At 59.3% G+C, this 18,853-nt stretch carries 18 protein-coding genes and 7 tRNA genes; 4 read left to right on the top strand and 21 right to left on the bottom strand.

Annotation, left to right across the window (positions count from 1 at the left end):
* Positions 1–41 precede the first annotated feature (41 nt).
* On the top strand, positions 42–494 hold the full coding sequence (locus tag AUP74_RS10655; RefSeq protein WP_145924376.1) for a hypothetical protein: 453 nt from the start codon (positions 42–44) through the stop codon (positions 492–494).
* Between the two features lie 654 nt (positions 495–1,148).
* Here AUP74_RS10655 and AUP74_RS10650 read toward each other — a convergent pair.
* Both AUP74_RS10650 and AUP74_RS10645 read right to left on the bottom strand, forming a co-directional pair.
* Positions 1,149–1,236, bottom strand: a tRNA-Ser gene (locus AUP74_RS10650).
* Positions 1,237–1,317: 81 nt separating this feature from the next.
* The gene (locus AUP74_RS10645; RefSeq protein ID WP_069947551.1) at positions 1,318–1,884 is read right to left on the bottom strand and encodes a nitroreductase family protein; all 567 of its coding nucleotides are present in this window, start codon (positions 1,882–1,884) and stop codon (positions 1,318–1,320) included.
* A 178-nt stretch (positions 1,885–2,062) separates the two neighbouring features.
* Here AUP74_RS10645 and AUP74_RS10640 point away from each other — a divergent pair, with 178 nt between their 5' ends.
* Positions 2,063–3,520 carry an adenylate/guanylate cyclase domain-containing protein gene (locus tag AUP74_RS10640; RefSeq protein ID WP_335625475.1) on the top strand — a complete coding sequence of 486 codons (1,458 nt, stop codon included), beginning with the start codon at positions 2,063–2,065 and terminating at the stop codon, positions 3,518–3,520.
* A 30-nt stretch (positions 3,521–3,550) separates the two neighbouring features.
* Here the strand turns inward: AUP74_RS10640 and AUP74_RS10635 are convergent, their stop codons facing one another.
* From AUP74_RS10635 to msrB, 14 genes are all read right to left on the bottom strand, one after another.
* Complete coding sequence (locus tag AUP74_RS10635) at positions 3,551–4,993, bottom strand: alpha/beta hydrolase (protein ID WP_069947550.1); 1,443 nt, start codon at positions 4,991–4,993, stop codon at positions 3,551–3,553.
* A gap of 10 nt (positions 4,994–5,003) precedes the next feature.
* A complete protein-coding gene (locus AUP74_RS10630) occupies positions 5,004–5,495 on the bottom strand; it encodes an HdeD family acid-resistance protein (protein ID WP_158514563.1) in 492 nt (163 codons plus the stop codon).
* Between the two features lie 190 nt (positions 5,496–5,685).
* Positions 5,686–6,516, bottom strand: a complete 831-nt coding sequence (gene queF, locus AUP74_RS10625) for an NADPH-dependent 7-cyano-7-deazaguanine reductase QueF (RefSeq protein ID WP_069947548.1) — start codon at positions 6,514–6,516, stop codon at positions 5,686–5,688.
* 12 nt (positions 6,517–6,528) lie between these two features.
* Positions 6,529–7,302 carry an ABC transporter permease gene (locus AUP74_RS10620; RefSeq protein ID WP_069947547.1) on the bottom strand — a complete coding sequence of 258 codons (774 nt, stop codon included), beginning with the start codon at positions 7,300–7,302 and terminating at the stop codon, positions 6,529–6,531.
* On the bottom strand, positions 7,302–8,234 hold the full coding sequence (locus AUP74_RS10615; protein ID WP_069947546.1) for an ABC transporter ATP-binding protein: 933 nt from the start codon (positions 8,232–8,234) through the stop codon (positions 7,302–7,304). The genes AUP74_RS10620 and AUP74_RS10615 overlap by 1 nt, the downstream gene beginning before the upstream one ends.
* 108 nt (positions 8,235–8,342) lie before the next feature.
* On the bottom strand, positions 8,343–9,659 hold the full coding sequence (locus tag AUP74_RS10610; protein ID WP_158514562.1) for a patatin-like phospholipase family protein: 1,317 nt from the start codon (positions 9,657–9,659) through the stop codon (positions 8,343–8,345).
* 276 nt (positions 9,660–9,935) lie between these two features.
* Positions 9,936–10,011: transfer RNA gene (locus AUP74_RS10605), tRNA-Gly, on the bottom strand.
* Positions 10,012–10,051: 40 nt separating this feature from the next.
* Positions 10,052–10,127, bottom strand: a tRNA-Glu gene (locus AUP74_RS10600).
* A gap of 137 nt (positions 10,128–10,264) precedes the next feature.
* Positions 10,265–10,340, bottom strand: a tRNA-Gly gene (locus AUP74_RS10595).
* 40 nt (positions 10,341–10,380) lie between these two features.
* Positions 10,381–10,456, bottom strand: a tRNA-Glu gene (locus tag AUP74_RS10590).
* 114 nt (positions 10,457–10,570) lie between these two features.
* A tRNA-Gly gene (locus AUP74_RS10585) sits at positions 10,571–10,646 on the bottom strand.
* Positions 10,647–10,648: 2 nt separating this feature from the next.
* Positions 10,649–10,724, bottom strand: a tRNA-Glu gene (locus tag AUP74_RS10580).
* A gap of 176 nt (positions 10,725–10,900) precedes the next feature.
* Entirely contained in the window at positions 10,901–11,662 is a 762-nt protein-coding gene (locus tag AUP74_RS10575) for a DUF1499 domain-containing protein (protein WP_069947544.1), read from the bottom strand.
* Positions 11,659–12,099 (bottom strand): peptide-methionine (R)-S-oxide reductase MsrB, encoded by a 441-nt coding sequence (gene msrB / locus AUP74_RS10570; RefSeq protein ID WP_069947543.1) that lies wholly within the window; start codon positions 12,097–12,099, stop codon positions 11,659–11,661. Before msrB ends, AUP74_RS10575 begins: the two co-directional genes overlap by 4 nt.
* Before the next feature lie 83 nt (positions 12,100–12,182).
* Here msrB and AUP74_RS10565 point away from each other — a divergent pair, with 83 nt between their 5' ends.
* On the top strand, positions 12,183–13,397 hold the full coding sequence (locus AUP74_RS10565) for a pyridoxal phosphate-dependent aminotransferase (RefSeq protein ID WP_069947542.1): 1,215 nt from the start codon (positions 12,183–12,185) through the stop codon (positions 13,395–13,397).
* A gap of 14 nt (positions 13,398–13,411) precedes the next feature.
* Positions 13,412–13,831 carry a hypothetical protein gene (locus AUP74_RS10560; RefSeq protein ID WP_069947541.1) on the top strand — a complete coding sequence of 140 codons (420 nt, stop codon included), beginning with the start codon at positions 13,412–13,414 and terminating at the stop codon, positions 13,829–13,831.
* A gap of 204 nt (positions 13,832–14,035) precedes the next feature.
* Here AUP74_RS10560 and AUP74_RS10555 read toward each other — a convergent pair whose 3' ends face one another.
* Genes AUP74_RS10555 through AUP74_RS10535 form a run of 5 tightly spaced genes read right to left on the bottom strand, consistent with a single transcriptional unit; the run spans position 14,036 to position 18,779 of the window.
* Complete coding sequence (locus AUP74_RS10555; protein ID WP_069947540.1) at positions 14,036–14,965, bottom strand: class I SAM-dependent methyltransferase; 930 nt, start codon at positions 14,963–14,965, stop codon at positions 14,036–14,038.
* 22 nt (positions 14,966–14,987) lie between these two features.
* Complete coding sequence (locus AUP74_RS10550) at positions 14,988–16,124, bottom strand: ATP-NAD kinase family protein (protein ID WP_083260925.1); 1,137 nt, start codon at positions 16,122–16,124, stop codon at positions 14,988–14,990.
* Entirely contained in the window at positions 16,115–17,254 is a 1,140-nt protein-coding gene (locus AUP74_RS10545; RefSeq protein WP_226999762.1) for a 4-phosphoerythronate dehydrogenase, read from the bottom strand. The genes AUP74_RS10550 and AUP74_RS10545 overlap by 10 nt, the downstream gene beginning before the upstream one ends.
* Entirely contained in the window at positions 17,251–18,201 is a 951-nt protein-coding gene (locus AUP74_RS10540; protein ID WP_069947539.1) for a 5'-3' exonuclease, read from the bottom strand. Before AUP74_RS10540 ends, AUP74_RS10545 begins: the two co-directional genes overlap by 4 nt.
* Positions 18,198–18,779: an elongation factor P hydroxylase gene (locus tag AUP74_RS10535; RefSeq protein WP_226999761.1), complete on the bottom strand. Its 582-nt coding sequence runs from the start codon at positions 18,777–18,779 to the stop codon at positions 18,198–18,200. The genes AUP74_RS10540 and AUP74_RS10535 overlap by 4 nt, the downstream gene beginning before the upstream one ends.
* Positions 18,780–18,853: the final 74 nt, after the last annotated feature.

Here is an 18,853-nt window from a genome sequence, read left to right as displayed (position 1 = left end):
GTGTGTCTAGTACACTTATGCGGCGAGCAGCCAAGGAGGGCATGATGGGGAATCGATCAAACGACGACCGTAGTAAACACTTCAATCCGACGTGGAAGCATTACAGGAAGGCAGACTACAACAATCCTGACCATGCACTTTACCGGGAGGACGATGATGACAACGAATATTTTGAGGCCCCATCAACCTCCTACGAGGGACCATCCCGCTTTGAGCAGGCCCGCCAGGAACGAGAGAACAATAAAAAATACGGATTTGAAGTTGGTGCAGGAGATCACGCTGACCAAGCACATGTGACTATAAGCGTCGACGGCGAGGACTGGCTGTGCGTGATTTACGAAAAGCCTGTTGATACGGCGATGGCGGAATTGGAACGAGAGTTTTCCGGTGCCGAATTCACCTATTTGATGCCAACGTGCGAAATCAAGTTCGGAAGCAAGCAGCACGATGAATACGTAGCATTACTCAAAGAGGTCGCTAATTCACTTAGGTAAAGTCGACTCCCCTTGCCACTGACGGTGGAGTCATAGAGGCAGATACACCAGTGGACCAGAAACAAAACCGGCCCCGAGAAGGGACCGTTGATGGGGCAACATTGTCACCCTTGATTCGCCTAGGTCTTTAAAACTAGAGACTACTTGAAAGTGGTGTGAGGGAGGGATGGACTCAAAACACGCTAAAGCGTGTTTTGACCCTGCGGGCTCGGCATTGCCTCGGTCCCAACTCGCTGCGCGAGTTGGTCGAACCGCGAGGGTTCTCACCCGCCCGCAGCACCACTAAACGAAAAAGCCCGGCGTATAGCCGGGCTGTAGGTCGTCACGCATGAAGCAATTTGCGGGCAGGGATTAGCTTCGCTGCGCTCGCTGGTCTCCGGCAGCGTTGCTGCCTCCGGCTCGAACGGGAGTTCTCATCCTAATCCCCCTCAAAACCGCTAAACGAAAAAGCCCGGCGTGAGGACTGATCAAGTTCGGAGTGAAAATACGGGAGGGATGGACTCAAAACACGCTGAAACGTGTTTTGACCCCGCGGGCTCGGCTACGCCTCGGTCCCAACTCGCTGTGCGAGTTGGTCGAACCGCGAGGGTTCTCACCCGCCCGCAGAACCGCTAAACGAAAAAGCCCGGCGTATAGCCGGGCTTTTTCATTTAGTGGCGGTGAGGGAGGGATTCGAACCCTCGATGCCTTGCGACATACACACTTTCCAGGCGTGCTCCTTCGACCACTCGGACACCTCACCGAAAATTGTCTTGCTAATCAGGAACATACGTCCCGTTCAGCGAGGGCGCACTTTACAGAATGCAGGCCCCGGGTGCAACCCTTAAGGGGCTTTCCAATGTGAAAAAAAGTCATCGGTAGCCAGTACCGGGGCCTGGCGGGGTGGTTTGGCGGGCGTGCCCAGGTAGATGAAGCCGTCGACACGCTCATTTTCGGCCAGTCCCAGGCCCTCAGCCACTACCGGATTGTAGGCAAGCGGGCCGGTGCGCCAGTAGGCCCCTACCCCTTCGGCAAAGGCGGCAGTCAGCATGGCCTGGACAGCACCACCAGTAGAAAGATGCTGCTCGATATAGGGAACCTTGGGGTGCTCCTGCAGGCGAGTGATGGCGACCAGGATCAAGGGGGCCCGCAGCGGCATAGCCAGGGTCTTCTCCTGCTTGGCCTCCGGCAGGGGGCCGTTATTCTCCGCCTCGGCGGCACGGAGGAACAGCTCGCCCAGCTTGCGGCGCTCCTCCCCTTCCACCTGCAGGAAGCGCCAGGGACGGAGGGCGGCATGGTCGGCGGCACGTAAGGCGGCGCGGAAGATATTCTGGCGCTGAGCCTCGGTCGGAGCCGGATCAGTCAGCTTGCCCACGGATACGCGGTTATGAAGAGCCTCCAAGGCTTCCATCAGTCTCTCCCCTACTGAATTCGCTTTCATCAAGGAGGCGCATTCTACTGCATGGTGGCGACAGCCTCACCGATCTGTCCGTTTTTGACCAAAGACGACTCCCCTGTCGCATTATCATTCCGCCCGGAGTAAACTTCAGGCACCGCATTACGCGGGAGCACAAGAATAAATCCGGGGCATGTCCCCCTCGATAGCGCCAGCCATCGAGCGCTATCTGCACACATCGGATAAAGACAACCCAATGCAGGACCGGCCAAAGGAAGCACCCGGGCGGAACATTGATTCCCGCTACCCCTTCTATTTTCGCGGTTTGATCTGTTTTGCCGCGGCGGGCACCCTTGTAAATGCTGTGAACTGGTCCGCCCCGTGGGATTTGGACAAAGCGCTTACACTGGGCATGGCAGCCGTTCTGCTCATTTATATCGGCCTCGCCTACCGCATCTCCAGTCGAGCTTCGACGGGCAACGCAGGCGCAGTACAGCGCTGGCTCTCATTCACCGATGCCGTCCTGATCGGTATCGCTATCGCCCTGACCAATTTCAGTCTGCTGCCGGCCCTGCTGTTTGTCACCATGGTGCAGTTCAACGCCCTTACCGCGGGTGGTGGCCGACGCTGGTTTGAACACAACACCGGCTTGCTACTCGGAGTCGGAACCGGCTACCTGATCCACAAGCCAGCCATGGTGGTCAATGCAGACCTGACCATCAGTGCGGCGAGCCTGATCGGCGTCTTCACCTATTTCTGCGCCTATGCGTTTTATACCCACAAGCAGATCGCGGCCCTGAAGCAGGAAAACCAGTCCCTGTCCGCGGATCAGCATGTCAGCAAGATGCGCACTTACAAGCTCTCCAAGTACCTGCCCCAGCGGTTGTGGCGCGCCGTCACCAACGGCAAGGAGAGTGAACTGGTCACCGAGCGCAAGCTGCTGACCGTGTTCTTCTCGGACATCAAGGATTTCAGCCAGCTGACGGAAGAGCTGGAGGCGGAGACATTCACCGAGCTGCTGAATGGCTACCTGTCAGAAATGGCCCGAATCGCTGGTCAGTATGGTGGCACCATCGACAAGTTCATCGGCGACGCGGTGATGGTGGTCTTCGGGGACGACGAGAGCAAGGGACCGAAGTCCGATGCCCTCCGCTGTGTCGCCATGGCGCTGGCCATGCGCAAGCGCGTCACCGAGATGAAGCAGGAGTGGTACAACAAGGGCATTTCTCGCCCGCTGCAGGTGCGCATGGGCATCAACACTGGCTACTGCACCGTGGGTATTTTCGGCACCGCGAACCATCAGTCCTACACGGTAATGGGCACCCACGTGAACCTGGCGGCGCGCCTCGAAGGCGCGGCGCAACCCGGCGAGATTCTGATCAGCCATGAGACCTGGGCGCTGATCAAGCACTCGGTCATGTGCCGCGACCGCGGCCTGGTAAACGTGAAAGGCTTCAGCACGCCGGTGAAGGTCTACCAGGTCACCGACCTGCGTAAAAACCTGGGAGGCCAGCAGAGTTACCTGGAAGAACATGCTCCCGGTTTCTCCATGCACATGGATCTGGACAAGATCCGCAATTACGACCGGGAAAAGGTGCTGCGCTCTCTGGAAAAAGCCACAGATACGCTCAAGAAAAAAGTCATTATCTGAGCCGCCGACGGCCAACCAGCGACCACCACATCAGTCCAGCTCCATGAACTGTACTGCCCGATCCTCCATCCACGAATAAAAGGGGTTCCAGCGCAACCGCAATTGCGCTGAGGGGCTGATTACCAACGCGCCCCGCTCCCCCCGCATCGCCAGCCTTCCCAGCTGTATCCCCGGACCGTGCCCCTCCGCTCTACCCCCATAGATGCTGTCGTCCGGCGCAAAAGGCAGGGCGACATGGGACAGTGAGTAGATGTTGTCTGGCCACTCGAGTCCCAGAGGTTCCACGGAGGGCTCCGTCTGATCCGGAGCCCATTGGTGGGCGGCGACGGCTGGTGAGTTCTCAGGCGAGTTGGACACCACGGTCAGCGTGTATTGCCTCTGCGGTACCTGGCGCACGGCTGCGATGATCCGGTCTGGCTTCCACTGCAGCAAATGCTCCACCGCTGCCATGCGGTTAACATCGAACAGCACCAGCTCATGATCCCCGGGCGGAAGCAGGTTATAAAAATTGCTGACCAACGCCGGGGCCAATACGGTGGCATCAATCACCGAAGAAAACGAGAGCGTCGGTGGCATCGCGCCCAGCCCATCCCGATTAGCCAACGTAAGCAACCTACGCCGAATTTCGGTGGTTATTTCATGGGTGACAACACCGCCATTGACCGCAAAGGCGCCGTACTTGAACGGCTCATACTCCAGTGGTGCGATGCTGTTCCATTGGAGCTTTTCAATTCCGAGCAGGTCACCGAGCCGGGCCTGCCAAATTGCCAAGGCGGCCATGGGTGCAACGCCGATTTCAGGGGAGATCAGCACCAGCTTGTCGACCCCGGGTAACTCCGGGTTCTCTAAAGCCTCCAGTGCGTAATGCACCGCTAGTGCAGCGCCATTTGAATAGCCCACCAGGTAAAGCGGTCGCCCATCGCTTCGGCTGGCAAGGTCTTGAATCGCAAGGTGGACGGCGGCGGCCATATCCTGCCAGCGGACCGAAACCAACCCGGACGGGGCCGTGCCGTGCCCGGGTATCCGGAGTCCCAGCACCGTCGCGCCCGCACCATGCAGCGTTTCTCCCAGGCGTCTGAGGCTATATGGGGCATCGGTCAATCCATGCAGCAACAATACGTTGGCGCGCGGCGCAGTGGCCTCCAACAGGAAACTGCGGTTCCAGTTGGGGGACCAGCGCTCCGGGTCAGCAAGGCTGCCGCGCTGAAAGCGGTTGATGGTGTCCGGCGTTGCGACAGCGGTGCGCTGATAGATCTCCCGGTCTAGCTGGGCAAAGAGGCGCTCCTCGAGGGCGAGGTACTCTCCGAAAGAATCGATACCGGCATCCGCGGTAAATTCCTCATCCAGTATCGCCGTATGCCAGAGTTGCAGTTCCGGCAGGCGGGCCACATAGATTGAAGCACCCACCGCCAGCACCAACAGCACTCCCAGCACGAAGGAGAAACAGAGCCTGAGGAGCCCTCGAACAAGCATCCCGATTTGACTACGCCTTCAGCGCGCGACCACCGGCAATCATGATCATGCCGACAAAGAAAAGCTTGATACCAAACAAGATGCCCAGCGCCCAGACGCCAGAGAACGGGAACTGGGCCCAGAGCATGATGCCGAGCAGGATGGAGACGATGCCGCCGAAAATCAGCCATCCCCTGCCCCCTGCGCCGGCTGCGCCCAGTCCGGCCGCCAGTTCCGCAATGCCATCAACAATGAAGTAAACGGCCAGAAAGATGGTCAGCATCCCGGACAGCAGCACGGGGTTTGCCAATAGGATAATGCCCGCCAGAATCGTGAGCAGCCCCAGGGCAACGCCCAATAAGCCCTTACCAAAACTGCCGGCACGAAACGCCCAGATCAGACGGAAGACACCACCGATCAGCACCAGCACACCGATCAGCAGCGCGATGGAAAACCCGGTCAGACTCGGCGCCAGCAGCGCCAGTACGCCCAGAATGATCGTCAGCACTCCGAGGAGTGTCATAGTTTTCCCTGAAGCTCCTGCATCACTCATCGCCCATACCTCGCAAGTCCAAGCAAATTTGTCACTGCAAGACTAGCTGGTCTACGCGACGGCGCGAGGTGAGTTGGAAAACTGACTGCAATACTGGCCCCTGCTCGGGACCACAGGAACGCACCTCGAACGAGTGCGCCCCGGCCGCTCTGGCAACCCGCTACTGGCGGGCGAAACGGGGAGGAAGCCCCTTACCCGCAAGCGTGCTGCGCAACGGGTTGATATCGAGGCCGCCACGACGGGTATAGCGGGCGCAGACGGTGAGCTCATCAAACCCGGACAGCTGTTGCAGGTCACAGAAGATCCGCTCGACACAGTGCTCGTGGAAATCCTGGTGCTCACGGAAGGAAATGATATAGGCCAGCAGCGCCTCCCGATCCAGGGCCGGGCCGCGATAATCGATGCATACGGTAGCCCAGTCCGGCTGGCCGGTAACCGGGCAGTTGCTGCGCAGCAGATGGCTGTAAAGGACTTCGCTCACGGCGCCGCGTCCAGCATCGAGCCTGAGCAGTGCCGCGTCCGGCTGGTAGCGACGCGTCTCGATATCCAGCTGGTCAAGGCAAAACCCCTCAGGCTTGACCACTGACAGCGCGGCGTCTTCCACCCCCAAGAGCTCAACCGTCACCTCTCCGCCGGAGGCAGTACTCAGATCTCTCTTGAGGGTATCGCGCACCTCCTCCCAGCTGGCGAATTCGCTCTGGTTGAATGAATTCAGGTACAGCTTGAAGGACTTGGATTCGATCATCGCCACTGAGTCATGGGGGAAGCTGAACCTGCCCACGGCAACCTGTGGCACCCCCCTGGGATTCAGCCAGGAGAGCTCGAAGCCCCACCATTCATCCAATCCAGAAAACGGCAGCTCGCCGCCCGAGAGCCCCAGGTGGGCCCGGGAAATGGCCCGCTCTATGGGATGCAACAGGCCCGGGTTATAGCGGGATTCATACTGCGTCTCCTGCCCCAGGGGCAGGCCCTTCCAGTCTTCGCGATCCATAGTGGTTACTTCTCAGTGGCGCAGCCGCTTGCCGCGGCTCATCAGGTGCAGGCCCCAGCTAAACAGCAGTGCAATAAATACAATGACACCGGCGAATGCCCAGCCCACGTTGATGTCGGAGACACCGAGCACGCCGTAGCGGAAGGCATTCACCATGTAGAGCACCGGATTGAGCTTGGAGAGCCCCTGCCAGAATGGTGATAACAGTTCGATGGAGTAAAACACTCCGCCGAGATAAGTGAGCGGCGTCAGCACAAAGGTCGGGATGATGGAAATATCATCGAAGCTATTGGCGAAGATCGCGTTGATAAAACCCGCCAGGGAAAACAGCACTGCCGCCATAAACACGATGGCGATAGTCAGGCCCAGATGCTGCACTTCCAGCGAAGTAAACAGCAGAGCGATAATCGTCACGACGAAGCCCACAATCAGGCCCCGGGCAACGCCGCCGAGCACATAGCCTGCCATGATGACCCAGTTGGGGATCGGCGCGACCAGCAATTCCTCGACATTCCGTTGGAACTTGGCACTGTAAAAAGAGGACGCCACATTCGAATAGGAATTGGTGATCACCGCCATCATGATCAGGCCCGGTACCACAAACTCCATATAGGAAAAGCCCCCCATCTCGCCGATGCGGCGGCCAATCAGGGAGCCGAAGATCACAAAATACAGGGACATGGTGATCACCGGCGGCACCAGCGTCTGCGGCCAGATCCGGGTGAACCGACGCACCTCGCGGCGGAAGATAGTAGTAAATGCGGTCCAGAGAATATCCAGGCTCATCACTCGCCCCCCTCTTTCTTGGCATCAGCCAACAGCGAGACAAAGAGCTCCTCCAGCCGGTTGGCGCGGTTACGCATGCTGACCACCGCAACCCCCTGCTCTTCGAGCCTACTGAACAGGGTGTTCAGCGACTGTCCTTTCTCGATGGTGACCTCCAGACTGTGCTCATCCCGCAGGCGGCCTTCAAAGTCGCCCAGATCCGGGCAATCGCTCAAGGGATCGCGCACATCGAGAATAAACACCTCCTTGTTCAGGGTCTTCAGCAGTGACTTGATGGAGGTATTCTCAACAATTTCGCCCTTGTCGATGATGGCGATATTGCGGCACAGGCTTTCAGCCTCCTCCAGGTAATGGGTAGTCAGGATAATGGTGGTGCCCTGGCGGTTGATCTCCTCCAGGAAGGTCCACATGGAGCGACGCAGCTCGATATCCACCCCGGCGGTGGGCTCATCGAGGATCAGCAGCTTCGGCTCATGAATCAGTGCACGGGCGATCATCAGGCGACGCTTCATGCCGCCGGAGAGCATACGCGCCTGGGTGCTGCGCTTGTCCCACAGTCCCAGCTGCTTGAGATACTTCTCGGTGCGCTCCTCGGCCAGTTTGCGGGGCATGCCGTAAAAGCCCCCCTGGGTACAGACGATGTCGTAGACCTTCTCAAACTGGCTGAAATTGAACTCCTGCGGCACCACGCCCAGCATCTGCTTGGCAGCGGCGAAATCCTTGTCGATATCCACCCCGAAGATGGACACACTTCCGCCTGTCTTGCGGACCAGCGAGCAGATGATGCCGATGGTGGTGGACTTGCCGGCACCGTTCGGGCCTAACAGAGCGAAGAAGTCCCCGGGCTGGACATCGAAGCTGATGCCTTTCAGTGCCTGGAAACCGTTGTCGTAGGTTTTCTGCAGATTGCTAATGGAGAGCGCTGCTGTCATCTCTTCCTCCCGGGTTTGAGGCCGCATATTCAACGCCCTTACCCCACATATTGCAACCGGACAAACCGTGGGGAGATTACTGGCCTAATGGCCCCAAATGCCCACCGCTCAATCTGCCCCCTGAATCAACCGTACGAAATCCTGGTAAACGCTGGACTGGGACAGAACTTCCTGTCCGGCAGCAATCAGGCGATCCACCTCTTCATCGGTCAAACGAAACGAGGTACTGATATTGTTCAGGAACTCCCGATCACTCTTGTCCTCGATCCGGTCAAAGCTTACCTCGACAAAGTGAAAGCTTACCGGGCGCTCGGTGGAGTTATTTTTCTCTACCCAGCTCTCAAACGTCTTGCGAGTGAGGAGGATAGTATCGTCACTCGCGTGGGTAATCTGGCTGCCAGTGACACTACCAGCCACCTCAAGCAGCGGAGGCGAATCCTGAGTCCTTGCCCACTCATGATGAGGGTGGGCATTGGCATTGACCAACACCACCAGCACGTGCTGTGCATTCAGGTGCGGTAACAGATACCTGGGGTTAGCAGGGTCCGCCGTCACCGTTAAAGTGCGGTAATAACTGCGTAACCCCAGATTGTCTGAGATGCCCCCATCCACCAGATGCAGCCAGGGACGGCGCTCGCGATCCAGGTAGCCTTTCAGGTTGCGCGCGACAATTTTTTGCGAAGTCAGCTGATCCTGCGCCAGTGCCATATCGATCCATTCCGGCGGGCGAAAATCACAAGTGCCGGCATGATTCTCCGCCGCAATCGGCGAGAAAACGATGGGCACTCCCGAGGACGCTGCGACGGCTCTCGAGACCGGATACTCGCCAATATCGATACATAAAAGATCGAACATCTCCTGCACGAAGGGCACTCGCATGCCCGTGGTCAGGTCGGTACTGTTGATCACGATCCAGGGCGCACCCGGCCACTCCATGGCAGACAGGGGTGCTCCACCGAACAGGATCTGGTCATAGTATTCCGCTGCCAGATCTGCTCGCCCGAACCTGGGGCTGGCGAGCCGGCGCCAGTTTGACGGACTCAACGTCTGGCTGAGCAAAGCCCCCTGAATATCTGTGCGAAGAAAGCGCTCCTCGAAATCTTTAAAAATCCCCTGTCCATAGACGCCGTAATACGCGGCGGTGAAGCTGCCGCCGGACACCGAGGAAATCATGTCCACTTCCGCCAGCATCGTGCGCTCGCCACGGGCCGTGTGTACCGCCGTGCTCTGCAGCTCCTTCATTACGCCGTATGAGAGCGCCGCAGCCCGGGTCCCCCCGCCGGAGAATGCCAGCAGGATCGCAATATCTTGTGAGCGATCCCCCATCAGCATCCGCCGCACCTCGGCGTTATGCTCAGGGTTCCATTTGGCGAGCGGTTCCACCTGCGGCGCCATATATGAACAGGCAGAGCATATGAGCGCCAAACAGGTCACCAGGACACGCATGGCGATTGCCACCTTCCTTCCCACTATTTGCAATCTGCCTCCCTGCCAACAAGCCCATGCCCTCCGCGGGGAGCACGCGCGACTGAATTTCGGGGCTAAGTATAGGCGGGCGCAGGAAGCCTCAGGCACGACAGCGCGACAGCTACAAACAGATACCCGCGGTAGCACGGCCAGATCGACGGCAATCAAGAATAGAGAGAGGAAAAATGAAAAGCTGAAAATAAAAAAGCCGCTCATAAGAGCGGCTTTTTTATTTGGAGCGGGAAACCAGGTTCGAACTGGCGACCTCAACCTTGGCAAGGTTGCGCTCTACCAACTGAGCTATTCCCGCGATCCTGTGTCGCAGGATTGCCTGAGCAACCCCGCAGCATTGGCATCCCCAAGGGGAGTCGAACCCCTGTTACCGCCGTGAAAGGGCGGTGTCCTAGGCCTCTAGACGATGGGGACCTAAAACTTGCACCGATCTTGCGATCAGTTGCTACCACACTGCTGTGGCATCACCTCGGGTTACCCCTTGGCATTCAGCGCAGCACCGGTAAGCCGGTTCGCACTAAAAAAGCCGCTCAACCGAGCGGCTTCAAGTTTGGAGCGGGAAACCGGGTTCGAACCGGCGACCTCAACCTTGGCAAGGTTGCGCTCTACCAACTGAGCTATTCCCGCGATCCTATGTCGCGAAGCTGCCTGAGCAACCCCGCTGCATTGGCATCCCCAAGGGGAGTCGAACCCCTGTTACCGCCGTGAAAGGGCGGTGTCCTAGGCCTCTAGACGATGGGGACAGAAAACTTGCACGGATCTTTCGATCCACAGCTGCCACACTGCCGTGGCATTGCCTCGGGTTACCCCTCGGCGTTCGTAACGAAGCGGATGAAACCGGATCGGCACGAAGAATTTGGAGCGGGAAACCGGGTTCGAACCGGCGACCTCAACCTTGGCAAGGTTGCGCTCTACCAACTGAGCTATTCCCGCAGTGGCGTCCCCTAGGGGAGTCGAACCCCTGTTACCGCCGTGAAAGGGCGGTGTCCTAGGCCTCTAGACGAAGGGGACCCAGATCAACTTCTTCGGCGTCGCTTGGCGTCTTAAAGATCCGCTCTGCGTCAGAAGTGGGGCGCATTCTATGTAGCACCCGGGAACCTGTCAACACCTTCAACTCAACTTTTTACTTATTTTTTTCTTTTATAGTCAGGCACTTACCCGATTCCCCACTATCGTTACAGCGGCGCTCATGCGCCCTTGCCCACCTGCCGTACGCGGGCCTCCAGATCGGATAGAAACGCACGGATACGCTCAGCGTTCTTGCCCAGGTCGCTGATACCGACACGGGAGCTGGAGCGCACATCGACCCTCGAACCATCCTCAGTTGCCGTGACCCGCACGACTACATCGTCACTGAATCCGAGCAACAGCGTTCGATCCACTGCTTCCAGGTGACCGGCTTTATCGTCGCGGTCGAGAATTCGCCAACCCATGTCCTCGGCTACCTTGGCCGCCAGGGCTGTGGCCTGCTCTACCGGCAACGCCACCATCAGCGGCTGGATATCCGCGTAGATGTCCGCTTCCCGCTGCTGCCTGGCCACTTCTTCGCCGTCGTACTCGGCACTGTTATCGTCAGGATCCCTGATGGAGAGTACAGCGCGGTATTCCGGCGGATTACCGAGATCCGTGGAGATATCGTGAATTGGCGGCACATCAAAATTGTCCGGCCCCACCGTCAGCAGCGGCACGGCCACCGGCAGCAACCCCAGCAAAGTGCCCCACATCGCTGCCCGGCGGGCATCCGCATGGCGTTTCACCAGACCCCAGATAAAGACCAGGATGCTGATCAGGGCCACACCAATAGCAGCCAGGCCCGCATACTGAAATATCTTGAATACGGTGCGGAAATGGAGGAGCTCCAGCCTCAACGCGACCGCCGCCAGGAAGATCACTGTCAGCAGCAACCATTGCACCCGGTAGAGCCAGCGGCTCCAGTGCCTGTTTCTCATTCTTTATCTCCCTCGTTTCCCTCGCCGTCCTGGCTGTTTTCGTTGCTCTCGTCCTGATCCAGTTTCACCGACAGAGAATTGACGCAATAGCGCAATCCGGTTTCTGTCGGGCCATCCGGAAACACGTGCCCCAGGTGACTCTCACATTTGGCACAGAGTATCTCAATTCGCTGCATTCCGAGGCTATTGTCCGGCCGCTCGGCCACCACTCCCGGAGCCACCTCCGCATCAAAACTGGGCCAGCCACAACCGGCATCGAACTTTGACCCGGAGTGAAACAGGGGTTCACCACAGCAACGGCAACGATAGGTGCCCTCCTCAAAGCAATCCCAGTACTCGCCAGAGAAGGGGCGCTCTGTACCCGCCTCGCGACAAACGTGAAATTCTTCCGGAGTCAGCTTGTCGCGCCAGTAGTTATCGTCTTTTTCTTTTGACATACTCCATCCTCCAAATCGCTATGCTGTAGGAGCCACCTTCGGCTTTGTACGCAGTTAACGCCTCCGAGGGTTACCGCCATACCATGAAGGACATACTCAAGTCGGAAAAGCTTCACGGCGTCTGCTATGAAATACGCGGCCCGGTGATGGAGCAAGCCTCCCGCATGGAGGAGGAAGGCCACCGTATTCTCAAACTCAACATCGGCAATCCGGCCCCATTCGGCTTCAATGCGCCAGACGAAATCATCCAGGACGTTATTCACAATCTGGCTGAGGCGCAGGGCTATGTCGAGTCCAAGGGCCTGTTTGCGGCGCGTAAGGCCATTATGCAGGAATGCCAGACCCTGGGCATTGAGGGGGTGGATATCGACGATATCTATCTGGGTAACGGCGTCTCCGAACTCATCTCCATGGCCACCCAGGCGCTGCTCAATACCGGCGACGAGCTGCTCCTGCCCATGCCCAACTACCCACTCTGGACGGCGGCCACCAACCTCACTGGCGCCAACCCGGTGCTCTACCGCTGTGACGAGCAGGCGGGCTGGTTGCCGGACATTGACGATATCAAATCGAAGATCACGCCGCGCACCCGCGGGATCGTAGTCATCAACCCGAACAACCCCACCGGTGCCGTCTACCCCCGGGATCTGCTGGAACAGATCGTGGAAGTGGCCAGGCAGAACGACCTGGTGATCTTCGCCGATGAGATTTACAGCAAAATCCTGTACGACGATGCCGAATTCGTCCCTATGGGCCGACTGGCCAAGGATGTTCTCTGCCTGAGCTTCAACGGGTTGTCCAAATCCTACCGCCTGGCGGGATTCCGCTCCGGTTGGATGGTTGTCAGCGGGGCCAAACAGCGCGCGAAAGGCTTTCTGGAGGGGATGGAAATTCTCGCTTCCATGCGTCTGTGCGGCAATGTGCCCGCCATGTTCGCGGTGCAGACTGCCCTCGGTGGCTACCAGAGTATCCAGGACCTGGTGCTGCCCGGCGGGCGCCTGCGCCAGCAGAGGGATCTTGCACATCGGATGCTGAACGAGATTCCCGGCGTGAGCTGCGTAAAGCCGGAGGGAGCCATTTACCTGTTCCCGCGCCTGCATCTTGACCAACACAAGATCCGCGACGATGAGCAACTGGTGCTGGACTTCTTGCGCGAGGAGAAAATCCTGCTGGTGCAGGGCACCGCATTCCATTGGGATGCACCGGATCATCTGCGCATCGTCTTCCTGCCGCGCGCCGATGAACTCTCCCACTCTATCGAAAGACTGGGCGCCTTCTTAGAACGCTACTCCGCCTGAACCGACGGAATACCATGCTCGACGATTTACATATTCACGATTTCTACCGCGATGCCGGACGTATCCTGCTAGCCCTGTTCGGCAGTTTTCCGGCACCTACAACCGTTTACGTTGAGGATATTGCCGGGCCGGATTCGCCGGACGAGTTCGGCCTGCACTCGCCCCGCCACCTGGCCTGCCTCGGCGCCATGACCTGGCTTCGCGAATCAGGCTATATCCAGTTTTCACAACTGGTGCGCCAGGAGGCCATTGAGGAGGCCGCCCTCACCCATCACAGTTTCCTGCTATTGGTGAGCCGGGACGACAAGGGCATCAGTAATGCCCACCGTTTGAACGAAGCGGTGAGAAATGGCTCTTCTCCCCAGCTGGAGGCATTGGTGGTGCAACTGATGAAACAGGCGCGCGTCGACCGGCAGCCGGCGCTTACTGCCTGACCATGTCATGCAGCTGGAAATTTTGGCGGTAGCACGCTTCCATCCAAGAACAGCGTTGGCAGCCTCACTACCTCGACCAAAGCCACAGCAGTACTACTTCCCCGCCCCCCGATAAGAGCTGGATGGCGGCAAAGCACCGGGGGCGCCCTGCCTGCAGTTCTGAGCGCAGCCCCTCAATAAGCACATCTGGGCAGCTATGCAGTGTTAGCCCTCGAAGCGCACATGCAGCATTTTCAGTGCCGCATCCGGGTCTCGGTCGGGGAAGTCGGGACTCTGCGGTAAACGCTCGATCACGCGGTAGCGATTGTCCGCATTCTCGATTACTTCGCGGAAATGCGCCTCGCTATGACTCGGCGAATTCAGCACCATCAGCAGGTCGGCACCGGGCGCCAGGCAGGCCGGTAGCAGCTGCAGCAATTTCTCGTAGTTTTCGCTCACATCGAAGCGCCCTTTCTGGCGCGTGGGCGGATCCACGATGGCCAGCTGGAAGGGCCCGCGACGGTCAAAGCGATTGAATTCCCGCAGTGCATCAAGCTGCAAAAACTTGATACCCTTCAGGGGCAGATTGTTGGACAGGTGATTTTCCCGGCCCCGGTTCAGCACACCGCGGTTCACATCGATATTCACCACCTCCAGTTCCCCGGCGGCCCGGGCGACCGCGGAAAACGCGCAGGTAAAGGCAAACAGGTTGAGCATTTTCAGCCGCTCTTGCGAGCCAGCTCGCGCCTTCACCTGCTGTTCCAGCCAGCGGCGGCCGGGTTCGATATCCAGGAAAAAACCCACATTCTGGCGGGCGAAGGTCAGCGGAAATTTCAGCTCGCCACGACGGGCAATCGGTGCCGGCACGGGCTTTCCGGCCAGCCACTCCACCGGAGCACCCTGCAGGTAGCGGCGCTGGGCCGCCACACCGGTGTAGCCCGAGGGCCCGGCCATCTCCCAGATCTGTCGGCACAGCTCGTCTTCACCCTCATGGGGCTCAAAAAACGTCACCAGAATCGCGGGGTAAAAGCTGTCTACGCAGACCTGCTCCAGTCCCTCGTAGCATCGGCCGCGGCCGTGAAAGAAACGACGGCTATCAGTGCCGCCCTCTGCGAGTTTTTTTTCAACCTGCTCCAGCAGGGCCTTCCAGTTCATGACTACTTCCAACTGCAAACTGTTACAAATCGCCGTTACTCAGTGGGTACAGGATCGCATCGCGATAACCGGTGATCACCGGGATAAACCCGCTCCACTCGCGGTCCAGATCGGCATCGCCACTATCCACGAGTAACGGCCTGCCACCAAGCTCGGTTATTTTCGTCTTGGTGGCGACTACGATCAGGTTCTCGCGGCCCACAGCGCGCAAGACTGCCGGTGAGAACTGCTGGTTGCCGCGACCAATGAGGTGCCCCTGACCACCGATGGCAGTGAGGATGATTTTTGCCGGCCCCTCGTGCTGCGCCAACGCCGCCTCGATATCCCGTGCGCTGACATCGCTTGCGATCAGTTCGCCGTCTTGCAACAGATCCACCCCCAGCAGGGTGCCATCGCAGCCCAGCTCATTCAGCACCGCCAAAGTGGTGGAACCGGGCCCGACCACGTAGAGGGTTTCCGGCTCGATATCCTCGACCACCTCGGCGGCGATATCGGCCACCGCCAACTCTTCCACTTCGCGACCGGCATTTTTCACCGCCTGCACAAAGTGACCCTCTTCCGGCACCAACAGTTCCCCGTAGTAGCGGGTACTTACCCTCCCCTCACGGAAAGATTTCTCATCGATATCCCGCACCTCATGCTCGCGCAGGTCCACCAGCTCGCCCGCGAGCAGGCGCCGCAGGACCTCCCCTGCCGCCCCGGGGGAAATTGCAAAACAGGCGGAGTGCATTTTTACTCCGGCGGGGATGCCCAGTACCGGAAACTCGGGGCCGAGTGCATTGACCATATTGCGGGCGGTGCCGTCACCACCGACAAACACGATCAGGTCGGCACCGGCAGCGCGGATCACACTGGCTGCGCGCTCGGTGTCCGCAGGGGTCGACGGATTGCTTTCCGCTTCTCCGACGACGGTTACAGCAAAGCCGGCGGCACGAGCCACGTCTTCACCCATGTTGCCGCCGAAGCAGAGAACCTCCACCCGATCCTGAAAATCACGCAGCGCCTCGAGGGCAACGCTTGCACGCTGTTGCGCACGGGGTTCAATGCCCGACTCCAACGCTCTGCGCACGGTCTCGACACCGTCACTGCCCTTGAGCCCTGCCGGGCCACCGATACCGGCCCATGGATTGATGATCAGACCGAGTTTCTTCAGTTCCACTTGAGCCCCAGTATTTCCAGTTGCCGGCGGGATTCGGCGGCGAGGTCACCACCCTCGCCGCGGTAATGAGAAAACTCCAGACGACGCGGGTATTCCCGCCGCAGACGATCAAACCCCTGAGCGAGGTTCAACTCTGCGTTGGCCGCCGCGCGGAGGCGACGATCATCGCCCCGGGGGTCGTACATCTGCAGCAGCAAATCTGCCATCGTGGCAAATTCGCCATCCGAGTCCTTTGCAGCAGCAGATGGGATCAGAGAATGAATCTGTCCCTGGAAGGCGCTGTCAGCGACGACCGGGGGCAAACCCAGCGCATTGGAGAGCGCCTCACGCACCATCCGTGTTCCGGCGAGTTTGCCGTCGTGACTGTAACCGGCAATATGTGGCGTGCCGATATCCACCCTGGATAACAGCGCCGTATCGATATCCGGCTCATTCTCCCAGACATCCAGCACCGTAGTCAGCGGCTTGCCACTTTCGAGGAGCGCCAGCAATGCACTGTTGTCCACCACCGCACCGCGGCCGGCGCTGATCAGTACTGCGCCGTCTTTCATACCGGCAAGGCGCTCGGCATCAATCATATGCAGGCTGGGATGGGGACCACCCTTCACCAGCGGCGCGTGCAGACAGACCACATCCTGGGACATCACCTCGTCCAGGTCAGCGGCATCCGGGTTCTCGGGAAGCCAGGGATCGTACACCCGGCACTCGATGCCCAGCCCGTGCAGCCGCTGCTGCAGCGAGCCGCCGACATTGCCGCAACCGACGATGCCAAAGCGCTGCCCGCGCCAGTCGCGCCCCAATGCTGCAAGCGCACAGAAAACGTATTCGACCACTGAATTGGCATTACAGCCGGGTGCCGCACTCCAGGGTATCCCCTGCCTGTCGAGCCACTGTGTGTCCAGGTGATCCGTGCCGATGGTGCAGCTGCCGACGAACCCCACCGGGGTACCCTCGAGCAGCTCGCGGTTAACCGGCGTCACCGAGCGTACCAGCAGAACATCCGCGTCCAGCAGCTGCTCCCGCGACATCGTGCGACCGGGCAACCGGCGGACGCTGCCCAGGTCGCCAAAGTAGTGTTCAACCGCCGGGATATTCTCGTCGGCCACAATCCTGATCTTGCCTTCTCTCACGCTCCCTCCGCCGGTTGTTCGATTCGCGCCGCAAATGTTCGTTCGATTTTAGACTTGAGCCCACCGATGCCGAATTCATCGGCGAGAGCCTGCGCCATCCCCAAGTCCGGTGCAGCCCATCGCAATGCTTCAGGCTCGACACCGAGCGGCACAGTTTCCTCGAGACTGGCAAGCCTTTTAGCCAGCAGGATCTGCTCTGCGTGCTCTTCAAGCTTGCGGGCAAGCCCCTTTGCCCCACGAATTGCCAAATCTGCCACGGTAGCAGGGTGCGCCAGCAGGGCTTCCACCGAATCAAAATGCTGCAGCAGTGCCGCGGCGGTCTTGGGCCCAACCCCGGGAACACCGGGGATGTCATCGCTACTGTCACCCACCAGGGCAAGAAAGTCGGCAATCTGACGCGGTGCTACACCAAAACGGGCACGTACCCCCTCGCCGTCGGTATGGCGATCTGCGGCGAAATCCCAAAGGGAAACCGCACCCCGATCGAGCAGCTGGCCTAGATCCTTGTCCCGGCTGATGACCACGGGCCGACAGTCACGCAAGAGTCGAGTCAGGGTTGCCAGGATGTCATCGGCCTCAAACCGCTCACTGGCAAAACTGGCGATACCCAACGCTTCCGCCATAGCGCGACAGGCGGCCAACTGAAACGCCAGGGCTTCATCGGGGAAAGCGCGGCTGCATTTGTAGTCCGGGTAGAGCTCGTTGCGAAAACAACTACCAAGCGACTCATCAAAGGCGCAGGCAATGTGGGATGGGCGCCTGCGCAACAGGTCCAGCAGGAAGTTGGTGAAGCCGTAGACCGCCTCGGTAGGGTAGCCGCTGCGGCTCTCCCAGTTGGGTGGCAGGGCAAAGTAATAGCGGAAGATATAGACCGAGGCATCCACCAGGAAAGGGGTTGTCCTATACGGGGTAGGGCCATTGTGCACTGCTGGCTCTTTACCCGTCATGACAGGTCCGCCAGCTGATAGAGTCGCTCACTGAGTGGCTGTGGCCGACCGAACTCCACTGCCAGGGCGCTGGCGAACTTCCCGGCACGATCCGGCAGGCCCTGCCGGCAATAGGTCTGCACCTGCTCGAAGATAGCGGCCTTGAAGGCATCGCTCGGCCCCAGGCCCTGCGCCAGGTTGTCGGCGCTGACGCGAAAGCGGAGGCCGCAGGCCCGGGAGAAGATCCACTCCATGGCCTGGGGCTTCACCTCTACCTGTTCGAACAGCTGCTGCTGCGCCTCCGTGCGACCATCCGGGGCATACCAGTACCCGTAGTCCGGCTGTTGGCGCCGCGCGGCGCCGGCCACACACCAGTGGGCGGCCTCGTGCAGGGCACTGGCCGGATAGTCCAGAGTGAATTCGACCCGGTGATAGGAATACTCCTCCCCTGCAGGCCGGTAGAATGGCTCCGGGTGGCCGCCGCACAGCCGCGTATCCAGGCCCTCACGAGCGGAAAAGCAGCGATCGAACACGGCACAGATCCTGTCTGCAATCTCGATTTCAGTCGCCAATTCAGCGGCACTGGACAGGCTTGGCAAGAGAGACTCCGGGGCTAATAGCGGTTCTTTCACAAGGGCGGAAGGCGCGAACTATAACAATGGCCCCCGGGAGT

The sequence above is a fragment of the Microbulbifer aggregans genome (assembly GCF_001750105.1).
Taxonomy (GTDB): Bacteria; Pseudomonadota; Gammaproteobacteria; order Pseudomonadales; family Cellvibrionaceae; genus Microbulbifer; species Microbulbifer aggregans.
Note: the sequence above shows the minus strand (reverse complement) of the source record. Positions and strands in the feature narration are given on the sequence as shown.